Here is a 15,001-nt window from a genome sequence, read left to right as displayed (position 1 = left end):
GGGCCCGTGCGTCAGCGGCCGGCGTCCGGCTCGTCGTCCGACGTCGGCACGGGGCCCGTGTGCAGCACCGCGCGGGCCTGCTCGGCGGCCCGGACGATGCTCTCGCTGATGAAGTCGAGGAACCGCGCGATGTTCTCCAGCCGGTCGGCGGCAGGCGTGTGCGCACCGAGCACGGAGACGCCCTGCCGCGCCGTCGCGGCGAGCTGGTCGTTGGACCGGGCGCTGGCGAGCGTGGACTGGTACCAGACGTCGTTGTCGGCGAAGTAGCGCTCGCGTCGCCCCTCGCCCCGTTCCCGGCGGACGAGTCCCTGGCTCTCGAGGTACGTGATCGCCTTGGAGACGGACGCCGGGCTCACCTGGAGGCGACGCACGAGGTCGGCCGCGGTGAGGCTGCCGGCGTCGGTGGTGAACAGGCACGTCAGCACCCCGGCCGGGATCCTGGACAGGCCCGAGGCCATGAGCACCCCCGTCAGCGTCTCCTCGTAGACGGCCACCGCCGCGGCGTCCCGCCCGTCGGGCCGGGCGGGCGCCTGCGCCGGCCGGGGCGCGGCCGGCCGCTTGCGGCGGACGCGTCGCTCGGTCGCGTGGTGGGCCAGGTCGGCGCGGTACGAGGTGGGGCCGCCGTTGCGCAGCACCTCGCGCGTGACCGTCGACGTCGGCCGGTCCAGACGCCGGGCGATCTCGGCGTACGGGAGGCTGTCGGCCAGCCCCAGCGCGATCTGCTGGCGTTCCTGCTTGGTGAGCCTGCCTCCGGGCATCGCGGTCTCCTCGTCGTGGTCCTGCCGGCCAGCATAGCGTTCACGCCTGATCTATTGCAACGCGCTCGCTGACGCATCGTTGCTTTAACATCACGCTCGTTGCAACAATATATACGTGCTGACCTGGCATAACGCTCGCGCAACGCAACAAGTGTGTTGCCATGAAGTGGAATGCAACGTAGCGTTTCCCACATCAGAAACCACGAGCACCACCGAGCACAGGAGCAGGTCATCATGCAGAACTTCACCACCCCCGCCCCCATCTCCGCCGTCCTCGACATCCCGGCCGGCCGGGTCCAGATCATCGCCGCGGACCGCACCGACACCACGGTCGAGGTCCGGCCGGCCGACGCGGGCAAGAGCCGCGACGTGGCCACCGCCGAGGGCACCACCGTCACCCTCACCGAGGGTGTGCTGCGGGTCGCCACCCCCGAGCCGAAGAACAAGCTCGTGGGCACCGCGGGCGCCGTCGAGGTCACGGTCCAGCTTCCCGCCGGGTCGGCCGTCGAGACGCGGTCCGCCAGCACCGAGCTCCGCGTCGTCGGCCGCCTGGGCGACGTCGTCGCCGAGGGTGTCTACCGCCAGATCAAGATCGACGAGGCGGACAGCGTGCGGCTCAGCGCGGTGGACGGCGACGTCGAGGTGGGCCGGCTCAACGGTCCCGCCGAGATCAGCACCCAGCGCGGTGCCGTCCGGATCGCCGAGGCGGCGCGCGGCACGGTCGTGCTGAGCACGCAGCAGGGCGACATCTCGGTCGGGGCCGCGGCCGGCGTCTCCGCGACCCTCGACGCCGGGACCAGCCTCGGCCGCGTCAGCAACGCCCTGAAGAACGACGGCGCCCCGGTGCTCGACATCCGCGCCACCACGATGCAGGGCGACATCACGGCCCGCAGCCTCTGACGCCGTCCCGCACCACCGGGCCGTCAGGTCGCACGATCTGACGGCCCGGCTCCACGACCCGCTGATCCAGGAGGCACCATGACGAACGACAGCACGTCCCCGAAGACCTCGGCGTGGTCCGGCATGGTGCCGGTCGACGACACGGCCCTGCACGTCACCGACACCGGCGGCACGGGCGTCCCCGTGATCTATCTCAACGGCCAGTTCGCCACCCAGGGCTACTGGCGGCGCACGGTCGCCGAGCTGGGCCCGGGCTGGCGGCACATCACCTACGACGAGCGTGCCCGCGGCAGGAGGTCGGGCGCCTCGGCGGACTACTCCTTCGAGGCCGCGGTCCGCGACGTCGACGCCGTCCTCGCGGCGCGCGGCGTCGAGCGGGCGGTGGTCGTCGGGTGGTCCTACGGCGCGGTCGTCGCGGCGCACTGGGCCCACCGCAACCCGGGCCGCGCCCTGGGCGCCGTGCTGGTCGACGGGGCCTTCCCCTACGACTGGCTGGACGACGCCATGGCGGACCGCATCCGCGCGATGTTCCGCCGGATGCGCTGGATGACGGTCCCGTTGCGCATCACCGGCCTGACCCCCCGCATGACGGCGGACCAGCAGGCGGAGAGCAACATCGAGCTCGGCGTGCTCTCCCGGGAGGCCGAGCTGGGTCCGGTGCTGGACGGGCTCACCGTGCCCACGCGGTACGTGGTGGCCTCGGGCACGTCGCTCGGCAGCAAGGGCGACGAGCAGGAGCGCATCCGCACCAGCCTCGACGGCGTGACGGCCCGCAACCCGCACATCACCGTCGGTGCGAAGGTGTCGAGCAACCACGGCGCGATCCTCAGCAAGGACTTCCGGGCGATCGCCGCCTCGGTCCGCGAGGTGGCCTCCCTGGCCGCGCGCTGACCCCGGCACGCGCAGACCCTCAGGTCACTCCGGTGACCTGAGGGTCTGGCGCGTTGCCGAGGGCGTGCTGCCTCTGGTCGAGGGCGGTCAGGGTCGGTGAAGCTTCTCGGGTGGGTCGAACATCGACGCCAGCTGGTCGGCGATCCAGTCCAGCTCGGGATGATCGGAAGCGACCTTCAGCACGAGCGCCTCCTGCTCGTCGACCGTGCCGGCGAGGCCGGGGAAGCCGTTCACACGGTACGTCGCTGCGACGACGATCCACGCGAGGCGCTGGTTCCCGTCGATGAGCGGGTGGTTGCGGTTCACCGAGTCGAGCGTGGCCGCCATCTTCAGATGAATCCCGGGGTAGAGCTCCTGGCCGTACGACGTCATGCCTGCGCGGGTCAACGAGGACTCGAGCAGCCCCAGATCGCGGACCACCGGCTTGATCTGCTCGGCGGCCTCGAACATCCGCAACGCGATGTGCGGCGGGACCAGGTGGGTCACTGGGCGAGTCTGTTCAGGAGCTCACGGTCACGCGTGCCGACATAGTCGGCTGCGGCGAGCCAGTCCTCGGCGGTGGGGCGTTCCTCCGACCGGCGCCCGAGCTCCACCTTCGAGATCACCACCGTTCCGTCGACCACCGCGAAGTCCAGGGCGTCACCGACGTGCAGGCCAGCCGCCTCGGCGATCTCCTTGGGGACGGTGACCTGGTTCTTGGGGCGAAGAGTCAGGATGGTCATGCCGGCCTCCGGTGAGAGATTCCTACTGTCCGACCATCGTACTCCGCCGCATCGGCCCGGAGCGATGAGTCGCCGGGGCGCCCGTCGTCGGCCCTGGTATGACCGACCTCGCCAAGCAGGTGCAGACGCGCGCCCAGGCCCTCGTGGACCGGCTCGTGGCCGAGGGCGACGAGGTCGGCCTGCAGGTCGCGGTGGTGCACCGGGGCCGGCTCGTCGTCGACGCCGTGGGCGGCCCGGCCGACCCCGAGCGCGGCCTGCTTGTCACACCCGGCACCCTGTTCTTCGCCGCGTCGGCGGCCAAGAGCACGGCCTCCGCCGTCGCGCACGTGCTCGCGGAGCTCTTCCCGGCCCCGTCCGCCGAACACCGCCCGTCCGACCGACCCTGAGGAGCAGGCCCATGGACGACCCGATCACCACCCTCGACGCCCGGTTCAGCGACCCCGGCGCCGCGCCGACCACCTGGCAGGCGGCCGTCGAGGTGCTGGAGAACGCCCAGATCACCTGGCTGACGACGGTCCGCGCCGACGGCCGGCCGCACGTCACCCCGCTGGTCGCCGTCTGGCTCGACGGGGCGCTGCACTTCACCACCGGCCCCGAGGAGCAGAAGGCGGTCAACCTGGCCGTGAACCCGAACGTGGTGCTGACCACGGGCACGAGCGCGTGGGACCGGGGCCTCGACGTGATGGTCGAGGGCCCGGCGGTCCGTGTCACCGAGGCAGCGCAGCTGGAGCGCCTGGCGGACGCCTGGCGCGGCAAGTGGACCGGTCAGTGGCAGTACGAGGTGGGTGACGGCGCCTTCCGCAACGACGTCGGCGGCACCGCGCTGGTGTTCGCGGTGGACCCGGCCAAGGTGCTGGCCTTCGGCAAGGGGACGTACACCCACACCCGGCACGTGCCGCGCGGCTGACCGGTCCCGCTCAGTAGATCGTGCGCCCCTGCTCGTCCGGGATGCCGGACTTCCGCAGGAAGTAGGTGTTGACCTGGTCCCGCCACTCGGTGGCGCTGCGGAGCTGTTCCGCGAACCGCTCCGCCACCCGCTCGGCGAGGCGGGGCTCGACCAGTGGTGCCGCCGCCGACCATGCGGCGATCATCCGCTCCACGCGGGACACACCCTCGAAGTGGGTGTCGTAGATGTGCTGGACCACGGTCCTGCCGCTGTGCAGCACGTGCGTGTACGGCACGTGGTGGAAGAACAGCAGCAGCTCGTCCGGGCACGTCGCCGTCGACCCGTACGTCTCGCGCCACGGCGAGGGGTACTGCCCCGCGAACCCGGTCCCCGTGCGCACGGTCCGGTCGACGCCGATCCCGTCGCGGTCGGCGAAGTGGTAGGTGCCCCACGGGGTGTACTCGTACCCGTCGACATCGGGCCCGTAGTGGTGGCCGGGGCGCACCATGAAGCCGACACCCAGCGGCGCCGTGTACTGCTCGTACGTCTCCCACGACCGGTCGAGCACGGCGTGCAGCGCCTGCCGGACGGTGTCCGGCGCACCCGGGAACGTCAGGCCCGCCCACTCGTCGAGCAGGTCGGCCGGGTCCAGCGCCGGGTCCCAGCACAGCCGCCCGTAGGCGTAGAGGTTGGCCTGGGCGAACGGGTGGCCGGTCCAGAACTCGTCGTCGCCCGCGCTGGACACGGCGGCGAACCCGCCGGCGGGCTTGTGCCAGGTGCCGGTGCCCGGGTCCTCGACGGCCTTGGCGCGCCCGGTGGCCAGGTCGGCGACCGTCGGGGAGCCGCCCGTGCGGTCGGCGGACCAGAACCGGAAGCCGAGGATCTCGCTCCACTGCGGGCCGAGGTACACGGCGTGCCGCTGCTGGCCGGTGTACTCCTGCGTGACCTGCAGCTCCAGCGCGATCCGGGTGCGCGGCATCGCGGCCAGGACGGGGGAGACCGGCTCGCGCACCTGGAAGTCCATGGGCCCGTACTTGATCTGCACGATCACGGCGTCCGCGAACGCGCCGTCGAGCGGGTGGAAGTGGTCGTACGCGGCGCGGGCGCGGTCGGTCGACCGGTCGCGCCAGTCCTGGTGGTGGTCGTAGACGAACGCCCGCCAGTGGACCAGACCGTCGTGCGGCGCGACGGCGGCGGCCAGCATGTTCGCGCCGTCGGCGTGCGTGCGGCCGTACGCGAACGGGCCCGGCTGACCCTCCGAGTCGGCCTTGACGACGAAGCCGCCGAAGTCCGGGATCGCCGCCCACACGCGTGCCGCGGCGCGCACCCACCAGTGGGCCACGTCCGGGTCCAGCGGGTCCGAGGTGGGCAGCCCGCCGAGCGTGATCGGGGACGCGAACGACACCGACAGGTGCACGCGGATGCCCCAGCGCCGGAAGACGGCGGCGATCCGGACGACGTCGCCCAGGTCGTCGGTGAGCAGGCGGGTCTCGCGCTCGTGCACGTTGACGTTGTTGATCGCGATGCGGTTGATGCCCACGGCGGCCAGCAGCCGGGCGTACCGCTCGACGCGCGAGAGGTCCGCGCGGACGAAACCGTTGTCGTAGAAGAGCGAGCCCCCGGAGTACCCGCGTTCGACCTGACCCATGACGGGGTGCGGGGCCATGTTGTCCCAGTGGTCGAGCATGCGCAGGTGGGTGGCAGGCGCGTGGGTCTGGTCGGTGTCCGGCCCGGCGAACGCCGCCTCGCCCAGGCGCACCACGTGGAACAGGCCGTGCAGCAGCCCCGCGTCGCACCGTGCCTGCACGACGACGGCCCCCGCCTCGCGCGTGAACCGGAACGTCTCGTCGGGCACGGGTTCGCCGCCGGCGCCGTCCGGGTCGTCGGGCCCGGGCGGACCGTCGGGCCGGGGCGGACCGTCGGACGCGGCCGGTGCCAGCGTGAGCACGAGCTCGGCGTCGGCCACGCCGTCGCCCACCTCGAGGCGGGAGAACGAGCCACCGAACCGGGCGGTGGCCGCCGCCACCTCCTCCGCGACGGTGCCGGCCAGGACGCCGTCGCCCGCGACCACCACCCGGCGTCGGCCGAGCGCGGCGAACGCGTCGTCGGGCAGCCAGGCCGGGTGGGGCGCGGGGGCGGTGCCCGGTACGTCAGCGGTCATGAGGTCGTCGTCCTGCCCGTCTCGCGGTGATGTACGGATGTGCGCCTGTACCCGGCACTCTGCCTCAGCGGCGCCGCCGAGGTCCACCTGTCCTGCTGGGCAACCCGGTCAGAGGCGGGCATAGGCCAGCTTCGGGAGGTGGTAGGCCAGGTCGGCGGCGGTGTCGACGGCCTCGTCCAGGTCGAGCCGGTGCTCCGCGACCAGCCGGGCGAGGTACCCGGCGTCGACCCGGCGGGCCAGGTCGTGGCGTGCGGGGATCGAGCAGAACGCGCGGGTGTCGTCCACGAACCCCGACATGTTCGAGAAGCCGGTGGTCTCCGTGGCCGCCTCCCGGAACCGACGCATCGCGTCCGGCGCGTCCAGGAACCACCACGGCGCACCCAGGCGGAGCGACGGGTACACCCCGGCCAGCGGCGCGAGCTCACGCGAGTACACGTCCTCGTCGATCGTGAACGCGATCAGCCGGAAGCGTTCCGCGTGACCGAAGGCCTCCAGCACCGGCCGCAGGCCACGGGCGAACTCGACCGCGACCGGGATGTCGTACCCCTTGTCCGGGCCGAACGCGGCGGCGACCGCGGGGTCGTGGTCGCGCAGCACGCCCGGGTGCAGCTGCATGACGAGGCCGTCCTCGGCCGACATCGCCGCCATCTGGAACAGCATGTGCGCGGAGAAGGCGGCCTCCTCCTGGGCGCTGATCCCGGGCTCGCCCGTCCCCGCGGCGTCGAAGGCCGTGCGGAACAGGGCGCGGGCCACGTCGTCGGGCAGCGGGGTGGTGTCCGCGGCGAGGTGCCCGTGGTCCGTGGCCAGGCCGCCCGCCGCGACGAAGGCCGCGCGCCGCTCGCGGAGCGCGGCCAGGTAGCCCTCGTAGGTGTCGGTGGCGATGCCCGACGCCGCGGCGAGCCGCTCCAGGTCGCCCCGCCAGGTCTTCCGGGCCGGGTGCAGCAGCGGGTCCGGGCGGAAGGTCGGCAGCACGCGTCCCGGCAGGTCGGCGGCGAGGCGGGCGTGGTCCTTCAGGTCGCTCCACGCCGGGTCGGTGGTGGTGATCGTCTCGATGCGGAACCGCTCCAGCAGCGCCCGCGGGCGGAACGCCGGGTCGGCGATGGCCGCCGCGACCTGGTCGTAGACCTGGTCGGCCGTCTCCGCGGACGGCCGCACGGTCACGCCGAAGATCTCGACGAGCTCGTGCTCCGTCCAGTACCGCGTCGGGGTGCCGCGGAAGTGCTTCCAGCCCGCGCAGAACCGCCGGAAGATCTCGCGCGGGTCCGTCTCGAAGCCCGGTCCGTCGGCCGGGCCCACGCCCAGCTCCGGGAGCCGTGCGCCCTGGGACACGAGCATGCGCGTCAGGTAGTGGTCGGGCACCACGAGGAGCTGGGCGGGGTCGGGAAAGGCCTCGTCGTCGGCGAAGGCCGTGACGTCGACGTGGCCGTGCATCGAGACGATCGGGAGGTCCCTCGTGGCGGCGTAGATCTCGCGGGCGATCGGCCTGGTGACCGGGTCGGCGGGCAGGGCACGGTCGGGGTGCAGCGTCCAGGTCTCGGTCACGGTGGTCCTCCTGAGGCATCGTCGCCGGGGTGGGTAAGCGCTTCCACATCCTAGGGGGCTGCCCGCGCGGCTCGTGGTGCCAGGTCTTGACGCGGGAGGCATCGGACTGCAAACGTTTGCGGTCAAACCTTGCTATAAAGCACAAACGTTTGCAACGTAGTAATCCGGTCACGAGGGGGTGTCATGGTCACGGTGCACGACGTCGCGCGCGCCGCGGGGGTCTCGATCTCCACCGTCTCGCGCGCCCTCTCCGACCCCGACCGGGTGGCCGCCGCGACCCGCGACCGGGTGACCCGCGCCGCCGCCGAGCTCGGCTACCGCCCCAACCGGGCGGCCAGCGGACTGCGGAAGGGGCGCACGCACGCCGTCGGGCTGCTGGTGCCCGACCTGGAGAACCCCTACTTCGCCGCGGTGACCAAGGCCGTCCAGGCGCGCGCCCGCGCCGAGGGCTACGAGATGTTCGTGGCCGACTCCGACGAGGACGCCGACGTCGAGGCCGAGCTCATCGGCGCCCTCGCCGCCCGCACCGACGGGCTGCTCGTCGCCTCGCCCCGCTGCAGCGAGGCCGGGCTGCGGGCGGCGCTCGCGGGCGTGACCGCCGTCCTGGCCAACCGGGAGCTGCCCGCCGAGCCGGGGGCGACCGCGGTCCCGTCCGTCCACGTGGACGACGCCGACGGCGCCGCCCAGGTCATAGGACACCTCTCGGCGCTGGGGCACCGGACGGTGGCGCTCGCGGCCGGACCGCCGTCGTCGTGGTCGGGCCGCCGGCGTGTCGCCGGGCTGGTCGCCGCGGCCGCGCACCGGGACGTCGAGCTGGTCGAGCTGGGCACGTTCCAGCCCTACTTCGCCGGTGGCGTCCAGGCGGCCGACCACGCGGTGGCGAGCGGCGCGACCGCCGTCGTCGCGTTCAACGACCTCATGGCGCTGGGCATCCTGGACCGGCTGCGGCAGCGCGGCGTCGACGTGCCGGGCCGGATGACGGTGGTGGGGTTCGACGACGTGCCCCAGGCCACCCTCGTCTCACCGGCGCTCACGACGGTCCGTGCGCCGCTCGCGCGGCTCGGCCGGCGTGCCGTCGACCTCCTGCTCGCCCGGTTGCGCGGCGACCTGCCGGCGGGCGTACAGCTCCCCGTGGAGCTCACGATCCGCGGGTCCTCCGGACCTGCCCCCGCCGGGGCGGCCGGCTGACGCCGGTCCCGGCGACCAACCCGGGCGACGATGCCCGAGAGAGGAAGGCACCATGCGCACCTCGAAGAAGGTCGCGGCGCTCGTCGGCGCCGTGGCGCTGTCCCTGCTGACCGCCTGTGCCCCGCCTGCGCCCCCGGGCGGTGACGGCGGAGCCGCCGTCACGGACCCGGCCGACGTGCCCGACACCCCGTCGGAGCCCGTCACCCTGAACATCCTCGACGTCGCGGGCAACCAGCGGCTGACCGAGGGCATGGTCGAGGAGTTCGTCGAGAACAACCCGGACGTCATCGAGTCGGTGACCTGGGAGACCGGCGGTGCCCCCGACGTCACGGGCATCGTCAAGCCCCAGGTGGACAGCGGCAACCTGTCCGTCGACGTGGTCTTCACCGGGAACGACGGGCTCGCGGCGGGCATCAGCCAGGACCTGTGGCTCCCCATCGTGGAGGACTACGGCGACCGCGTGTCCAACCAGGACACCTACCTGGAGGCGGCCGCGAACATGCAGGAGCTCGCCCAGGGCTACGGCGTGGTGACCACGTACTACCCGTCCGGGCCGCTGCTGCAGTACGACCCGGAGGTGGTCGGCACGCCGCCGGCGACGCCGCAGGAGCTGCTGGAGTGGGCCGAGGCCCACCCGGGCAAGTTCGGGTACGCCCGCCCCGCCAACTCGGGTCCGGGCCGCACGTTCCTCATGGGCCTGCCCTACCTCCTGGGTGACGAGGACCCGGCCGACCCCGAGAACGGCTGGGACAAGACCTGGGCGTACCTCGAGGAGCTCGGCCAGTACGTCGACACCTATCCCACGGGCACCGGCCAGGTGATCACCAACATGGCCGACGGCACCTGGTCGATGATCCCGACCACGACGGGCTGGGACATCGCGCCGCGCGCCGAGGGGCAGCTCCCGGACACGCTGGAGGCCGCCGCGTTCGACGACTTCACCTGGGTCACCGACGCGCACTACGCCGCGATCCCGAAGGGGCAGAGCGCGGACAAGATCAGCGCGATCATGCTGCTGCTGCAGGACATGCTCACCCCGGAGCAGAACGCCAAGGCGTACGACGCCGGCTACTTCTACCCGGGCCCGGCCGTCGAGGGTGCCACGCTCGACCTCGCACCGCAGGAGTCGCAGGACGTGATCGAGGAGTTCGGCCGGCCCCTGTTCGACGAGCTCATCGAGTCGCAGGACGCCGTGGTGCCGCTCGACGCCGACTCCATGGTCACGGCGTTCGACATCTGGGACCGCGAGGTGGGCGGCGGCAAGGTGGAGGACGAGGAGTGAGCGGCTTCGAGACGCTGGAGCTGCGCGGCGTCGGCCGGCGCTTCGGCGGGGTGGACGCGCTGTCCGGGCTGGACCTGACCATCCGGTCGGGCGAGTTCGTCGCCCTGCTCGGCCCCTCGGGCTGCGGCAAGTCGACGGCGCTGAACTGTCTGGCGGGCCTGCTCCCGCTCACGCACGGCGAGATCCTGCTCGACGGCCGGCGCATCGACACGCTGCCCCCGGAGCGCCGCGGGTTCGGCATGGTGTTCCAGTCGTACGCGCTGTTCCCGCACCTGTCCGTGGAGAAGAACGTCGCGTTCGGCCTCCAGATGCAGGGGCTGCCGCGCGCCGAGATCGACACCCGGGTGCGGGCGGCGATCGAGCTGGTCAAGCTCGGTGAGCACGCGCGGAAGCTGCCCGGCCAGCTCTCGGGCGGGCAGCAGCAGCGCGTGGCCATCGCGCGGGCCGTGGTGCTCGAGCCGTCGCTCGTGCTCATGGACGAGCCGCTGTCGAACCTCGACGCCAAGCTGCGGCTCGACATGCGCACCGAGATCCGGCGCCTGCACCAGTCGCTCGGGCTCACCACCATCTACGTGACGCACGACCAGGAGGAGGCGCTGTCGCTGGCCGACCGCCTCGTGGTCATGCGTGAGGGCCGCGTGCAGCAGGTCGGCACGCCCGGCGAGCTCTACGAGAGCCCGGCGAGCTGGTACGTCGCCGACTTCATGGGGTACCGGAACATCCTGCCCGCGACGGTCGTCTCGGTGTCCGGGGGCGAGGCGGTGGTGGTGCTGCCGGGTGCGGCGGGTTCTGGTGACGACAACGGCGGCGGCGTCCGGCTCACCGGGCGCGCGGTCGGCGCCCTGCGTGCGGGGGACCGCGTGCGGGTGGCGGTGCGGCCGGAGGACTTCTCCGTGGTGGCGTCGGGTTCGGGCACCGGTGCGGGCTCGGCGGGTGGTGCGGGCGGCTCGGTCGGTGCGGGCGGCTCGGCCGGCGCCGTGCCGGGCACCGTGTCCGTGGTCGAGTACCACGGCCGCGAGTTCGCCGTCGGCGTGCAGGCCGGCGAGACCATGCTGCACGCGCGTGCGACGTCGGCGCCCGCCGTCGGCGGCGCCGTGCGGCTGACGGCCCCGGTCGAGCGGGTCCTGGTGTTCCCGGAGGCGCTGGACGCCGCCGTCGTGCCGCAGGGGGTGGCGGCGTGAGGCGCGGTCCGGGCGTGGCCGGCCGGACGGGCGTCGGGCGGGGGCGCCATGAGTAGCGTCCTCGGGCAGCGGCCCGGACGAGCGACCGCGAGCCTGCGGCACCGGCTCGCCGAACGCGGCGTGGACCCGGCGCTCCTGCTGCTCGTGCCCGGGCTCGTGGTGGCGGTCGCGCTGTTCGTCTACCCGTTCTCCTACGGGATCGGGCTCACGATCCAGCCCACCGCCGCGATGCGGGAGCAGTGGGGCGGCGGCATCTTCGCCAACTACGTGGCGTTCTTCAGCGACCCGTTCGTGTTCGACTCCGTCGGGCTCACGATGCGGCTCGCCCTGCCCGCCGCGCTGTTCAACGTGCTCGCGTCCGTCCCGGTCGCGATGGTGCTGCGGCACCGGTTCCGGGGCAAGCGGCTGCTGACGTCGCTGCTCGTGCTGCCGATCACGCTCGGCACGGTGCTCACGGCGCAGGGCCTGCTGATCTTCGCGGGGCGGCAGGGCTGGCTCAACCGGGCGCTGCTGGCGTCCGGCCTGATCGACGAGCCTCTCCAGCTCGTGAACAACTATCTGGGCGTGATGTTCTCCCTGGTCATCACGGGCTTCCCCTTTGCGTTCCTGCTCATCTCGTCCTACCTGTCGGGCATCGACCCGTCGCTGGAGCAGGCCGCCCGGACGCTCGGCGCGGGCTGGTGGCAGCGGTTCCGGCGGATCGTGCTGCCGCTGCTGGCCCCGGGGCTGGCCACCACGTTCGTGCTGACGTTCGTGCTCGCGTTCTCCGTGTTCCCGTCAGCACGCCTGGTCGGTGACGCCATGGGCGAGACCCGGGTCATGTCGCTCATGGCGTTCCGGGCGTTCGGGGAGCAGAACGACTACGCGATGGCGTCCACCATCGCGCTCATGATGGGTGCGGTCGAGCTGGTGGTCGTGGTCGCCGTGCTGGGCCTGCGCTCGCTGCTGTACCGCGGCGCCACGGGAGGTAAGGGCTGATGGCCGCAACCGTCGCACCGGGGGAGCGGTCGCTCGCCGCCCGCCCGTCCACCTGGTTCGTCTGGGCCGGCATGACGGCGTTCGGGGTGTTCCTGCTCGGCATCCTCGTCGCCGTGGTGGTCGACTCGTTCGGCCGCCAGTGGTTCGACACCTGGCTGCCCGACGACCCCACCGTCGACCGCTACGTCGAGGCCTGGGACCGGTTCTCGCTGGGCGAGGTGGTCGGCGTCACCGTCGGCGTGGCCCTGCTCGTCGTCGTGATCTCCGTGCTCGTGGGCGTTCCCGCCGCGTACGTGCTGGCCCGCCGCGACTTCCCGGGCAAGCGCGTGGTCATGCTGCTGTTCCTGCTGCCCGTGCTCATGCCGCCCATCACGTACGGCATCCCGCTCGCGACCGTCATGTACTCGTTCGGGCTGGGGCGCACGCTCACCGCCGTCGTGCTGGTCAACCTGGTCCCGTCCGTGCCGTTCGTGATCCTGACGATGACGCCGTTCATCGAGCAGATCAACCCTGCCATCGAGTCCGCGGCCCGCATGTGCGGGGCCCGGACCCGGCAGATCTTCACGCGGATCCTCGCACCGCTGCTCGTCCCGGGGATCCTCGCGGCGGCCATCCTGGTGCTCGTCCGGACGGTCGGGCTCTTCGAGCTGACCTTCCTCGTGTCGGGCCCTGGTTCGGACACGCTGGTCGTGGCGATCTACCGTGGCATGACAGCAGCCGGCGGCGGCGAGGCGAGACAGCTCATCTCGGCCATGTCGGTGATCTACACCGCGACCATGCTCGTCATGCTCGTGGTGGCGCTGCGGTTCGTGAACCCGACGCAGCTCGTGGCACAGGTGAAGGAGACACGCGATGACTGACCGCCTGCACAGGGACCATGTCCCCGCAGGGATCGACGCGCCCGTGACGCCGACGGCGGTGGGCATCGTCCACCTCGGCATCGGGGCGTTCCACCGGGCCCACCAGGCCGTCTACACGGAGCGCGCCGCGATAGCCACCGGCGACACCGCGTGGGGCATTCTCGGGGTGACCCAGCGGTCCGCGCGGGTGCGGGACCAGCTCCGTCCTCAGGGCGGGGTGTACTCGGTACTGACCGCGGGGGAGAAGGAGTCGTCGGTCGAGCTGATCGGGTCCGTCGTCGACGTCGCGTACCCGGCCGAGGAGACCGGTCTGGTGCTGGCGGCGCTCGCGGCGCCGTCGACCCACGTGGTGACGCTGACCATCACCGAGAAGGGGTATGCGCGGCAGCCCGACGGGTCGCTCGACGTGACCGCCGTGGCCCCGGACCTGGAGGCACTGACGGCGGAGCACGGCGGTGCCGTCGACGCGCCCCGGCCCGCGTCGTCGGCGATCGGGCTCCTGGTCCGCGGCCTCGCGGCGCGCGCCGCATCCGGAGCGCCGATCACCGTACTGACCTGCGACAACATGGTGGACAACGGGCACGTGCTCGAACGTCTGGTGCGCGAGGCCGTCGACGCCGCGCTGCCGGGTGCCGAGGGTGACACGCTGCGCGGCTTCCTCGACGCGCGGGTCACGTTCCCGTGCTCGATGGTGGACCGCATCGTGCCCGCCACCACCGCGGAGCAGCGCGACGAGGTGGGCCGGCTGCTCGGCGTCCGGGACGAGGGCCTCGTGGTGGGCGAACCGTTCGCGCAGTGGGTGATCGAGGACCGGTTCGCCGGGCCGCGGCCCGCGTGGGAGGCCGCCGGTGCAACCCTGACCAAGGACGTGGCACCGTTCGAGCAGGCCAAGCTGCGGCTGCTCAACGGCACGCACTCCCTGGTCGCCTACTCCGGCTGGCTCGCCGGGCACGCGACGATCGCCGAGGCGGTGACCGACCCCGAGATCGCCGCCCGCGCACGGCAGTACCTGTTCGAGGACGCGCTGCCGACGCTCACCGCGCCCGAGGGCCTGGACCTGCGCCAGTACGGCGAGCAGATCCTGACCCGGTTCGCCAACCCGCACACCGGTCACACCACCGTGCAGGTGGCGATGGACGGCACGCAGAAGATCCCGTTCCGCTGGGGCGGCGTGCTCGCCGAGTCCCTGGCCGCGGGGCGGGAGCCGCTGGGGGTGGCGTTCGGCCTGGCCGCGTGGGCGGAGTTCGTGCGACGCCGGCTCGTGACCGGGGAAGGCGTGGACGACCCGCGGGCCGCTGAGCTGGCGAACCTGGTGAACGCCGCCGACGTGCCGGGCGGGTCCGACGGCCTCGGCGACGTCGAGGGCCTGGCCGGCGCCGAGGAGGACCTGCGGGCGCTGCTGGCACTGCCGGGGCTGCTGCCGGAGGGGACGCCGGACGGGTTCGTGGACCGGGTGGCGGAGGAGCTGGAGTCGGTGCTGGGCTGAGGGGGTGCTGGGCTGAGCTCGTGCTGGGCTGAGGTGCACTGGGCTGAGCTCGCGCTGGCCACGGCGTCCCGAGGCCTGCCGCGTCGTCGTGACGCGGGGCGAGTGGAAGTGCGCTTCTACCCAGCGATCAGGCCCAGATCCAGGCTGAATCTGGGCCTGATCGCTG

At 72.8% G+C, this 15,001-nt stretch carries 15 protein-coding genes; 10 read left to right on the top strand and 5 right to left on the bottom strand.

From position 1 onward, the window contains the following. Positions 1–11: 11 nt before the first annotated feature. Complete coding sequence (locus tag ACO229_RS19825; protein WP_423462552.1) at positions 12–758, bottom strand: helix-turn-helix domain-containing protein; 747 nt, start codon at positions 756–758, stop codon at positions 12–14. A gap of 234 nt (positions 759–992) precedes the next feature. Between ACO229_RS19825 and ACO229_RS19820 the strand changes: the two genes are divergently transcribed. Both ACO229_RS19820 and ACO229_RS19815 read left to right on the top strand, forming a co-directional pair. Continuing rightward, on the top strand, positions 993–1,658 hold the full coding sequence (locus tag ACO229_RS19820) for a DUF4097 family beta strand repeat-containing protein (protein WP_397433216.1): 666 nt from the start codon (positions 993–995) through the stop codon (positions 1,656–1,658). Positions 1,659–1,736: 78 nt separating this feature from the next. After that, positions 1,737–2,549 (top strand): alpha/beta fold hydrolase, encoded by an 813-nt coding sequence (locus ACO229_RS19815; protein WP_423462551.1) that lies wholly within the window; start codon positions 1,737–1,739, stop codon positions 2,547–2,549. Positions 2,550–2,636: 87 nt separating this feature from the next. On the opposite strand, the gene ACO229_RS19810 is transcribed toward ACO229_RS19815, so the two are convergent. Beyond that, positions 2,637–3,035 carry a type II toxin-antitoxin system death-on-curing family toxin gene (locus ACO229_RS19810; protein ID WP_397433219.1) on the bottom strand — a complete coding sequence of 133 codons (399 nt, stop codon included), beginning with the start codon at positions 3,033–3,035 and terminating at the stop codon, positions 2,637–2,639. Then, complete coding sequence (locus ACO229_RS19805) at positions 3,032–3,271, bottom strand: AbrB/MazE/SpoVT family DNA-binding domain-containing protein (protein WP_397413901.1); 240 nt, start codon at positions 3,269–3,271, stop codon at positions 3,032–3,034. Before ACO229_RS19805 ends, ACO229_RS19810 begins: the two co-directional genes overlap by 4 nt. A gap of 98 nt (positions 3,272–3,369) precedes the next feature. Here ACO229_RS19805 and ACO229_RS19800 point away from each other — a divergent pair, with 98 nt between their 5' ends. Then, on the top strand, positions 3,370–3,657 hold the full coding sequence (locus tag ACO229_RS19800; RefSeq protein ID WP_423462550.1) for a serine hydrolase: 288 nt from the start codon (positions 3,370–3,372) through the stop codon (positions 3,655–3,657). 11 nt (positions 3,658–3,668) lie between these two features. Further along, entirely contained in the window at positions 3,669–4,178 is a 510-nt protein-coding gene (locus ACO229_RS19795; protein WP_397413906.1) for a pyridoxamine 5'-phosphate oxidase family protein, read from the top strand. Between the two features lie 10 nt (positions 4,179–4,188). Here ACO229_RS19795 and ACO229_RS19790 read toward each other — a convergent pair whose 3' ends face one another. Together ACO229_RS19790 and uxaC are read right to left on the bottom strand one after the other, a co-directional pair. Further along, positions 4,189–6,318 carry an alpha-glucuronidase gene (locus ACO229_RS19790; RefSeq protein ID WP_397413909.1) on the bottom strand — a complete coding sequence of 710 codons (2,130 nt, stop codon included), beginning with the start codon at positions 6,316–6,318 and terminating at the stop codon, positions 4,189–4,191. 108 nt (positions 6,319–6,426) lie between these two features. Beyond that, positions 6,427–7,860: a glucuronate isomerase gene (gene uxaC / locus ACO229_RS19785; RefSeq protein ID WP_397413911.1), complete on the bottom strand. Its 1,434-nt coding sequence runs from the start codon at positions 7,858–7,860 to the stop codon at positions 6,427–6,429. A 183-nt stretch (positions 7,861–8,043) separates the two neighbouring features. Here uxaC and ACO229_RS19780 point away from each other — a divergent pair, with 183 nt between their 5' ends. The 6 genes from ACO229_RS19780 to ACO229_RS19755 are packed head-to-tail and all read left to right on the top strand — an operon-like array spanning position 8,044 to position 14,835. Next, the gene (locus ACO229_RS19780; protein WP_423462549.1) at positions 8,044–9,048 is read left to right on the top strand and encodes a LacI family DNA-binding transcriptional regulator; all 1,005 of its coding nucleotides are present in this window, start codon (positions 8,044–8,046) and stop codon (positions 9,046–9,048) included. Between the two features lie 52 nt (positions 9,049–9,100). Then, positions 9,101–10,330 carry an extracellular solute-binding protein gene (locus tag ACO229_RS19775; protein WP_397413915.1) on the top strand — a complete coding sequence of 410 codons (1,230 nt, stop codon included), beginning with the start codon at positions 9,101–9,103 and terminating at the stop codon, positions 10,328–10,330. Beyond that, on the top strand, positions 10,327–11,511 hold the full coding sequence (locus tag ACO229_RS19770) for an ABC transporter ATP-binding protein (RefSeq protein ID WP_423462548.1): 1,185 nt from the start codon (positions 10,327–10,329) through the stop codon (positions 11,509–11,511). The genes ACO229_RS19775 and ACO229_RS19770 overlap by 4 nt, the downstream gene beginning before the upstream one ends. A 48-nt stretch (positions 11,512–11,559) precedes the next feature. Continuing rightward, the gene (locus ACO229_RS19765) at positions 11,560–12,489 is read left to right on the top strand and encodes an ABC transporter permease (RefSeq protein WP_423462547.1); all 930 of its coding nucleotides are present in this window, start codon (positions 11,560–11,562) and stop codon (positions 12,487–12,489) included. Further along, complete coding sequence (locus ACO229_RS19760) at positions 12,489–13,349, top strand: ABC transporter permease (RefSeq protein WP_423462546.1); 861 nt, start codon at positions 12,489–12,491, stop codon at positions 13,347–13,349. The genes ACO229_RS19765 and ACO229_RS19760 overlap by 1 nt, the downstream gene beginning before the upstream one ends. Continuing rightward, positions 13,342–14,835 (top strand): mannitol dehydrogenase family protein, encoded by a 1,494-nt coding sequence (locus ACO229_RS19755; RefSeq protein WP_423462545.1) that lies wholly within the window; start codon positions 13,342–13,344, stop codon positions 14,833–14,835. Before ACO229_RS19760 ends, ACO229_RS19755 begins: the two co-directional genes overlap by 8 nt. The last annotated feature ends 166 nt before the right edge of the window (positions 14,836–15,001 follow it).

Origin of the sequence: Promicromonospora sp. MS192, from assembly GCF_049532985.1 — a bacterium.
In the GTDB taxonomy this organism is placed as follows: Bacteria; Actinomycetota; Actinomycetes; order Actinomycetales; family Cellulomonadaceae; genus Promicromonospora.
The sequence above is the reverse complement of the archived record's forward strand: the minus strand, read 5'-3'. Positions and strand labels throughout refer to the sequence as shown.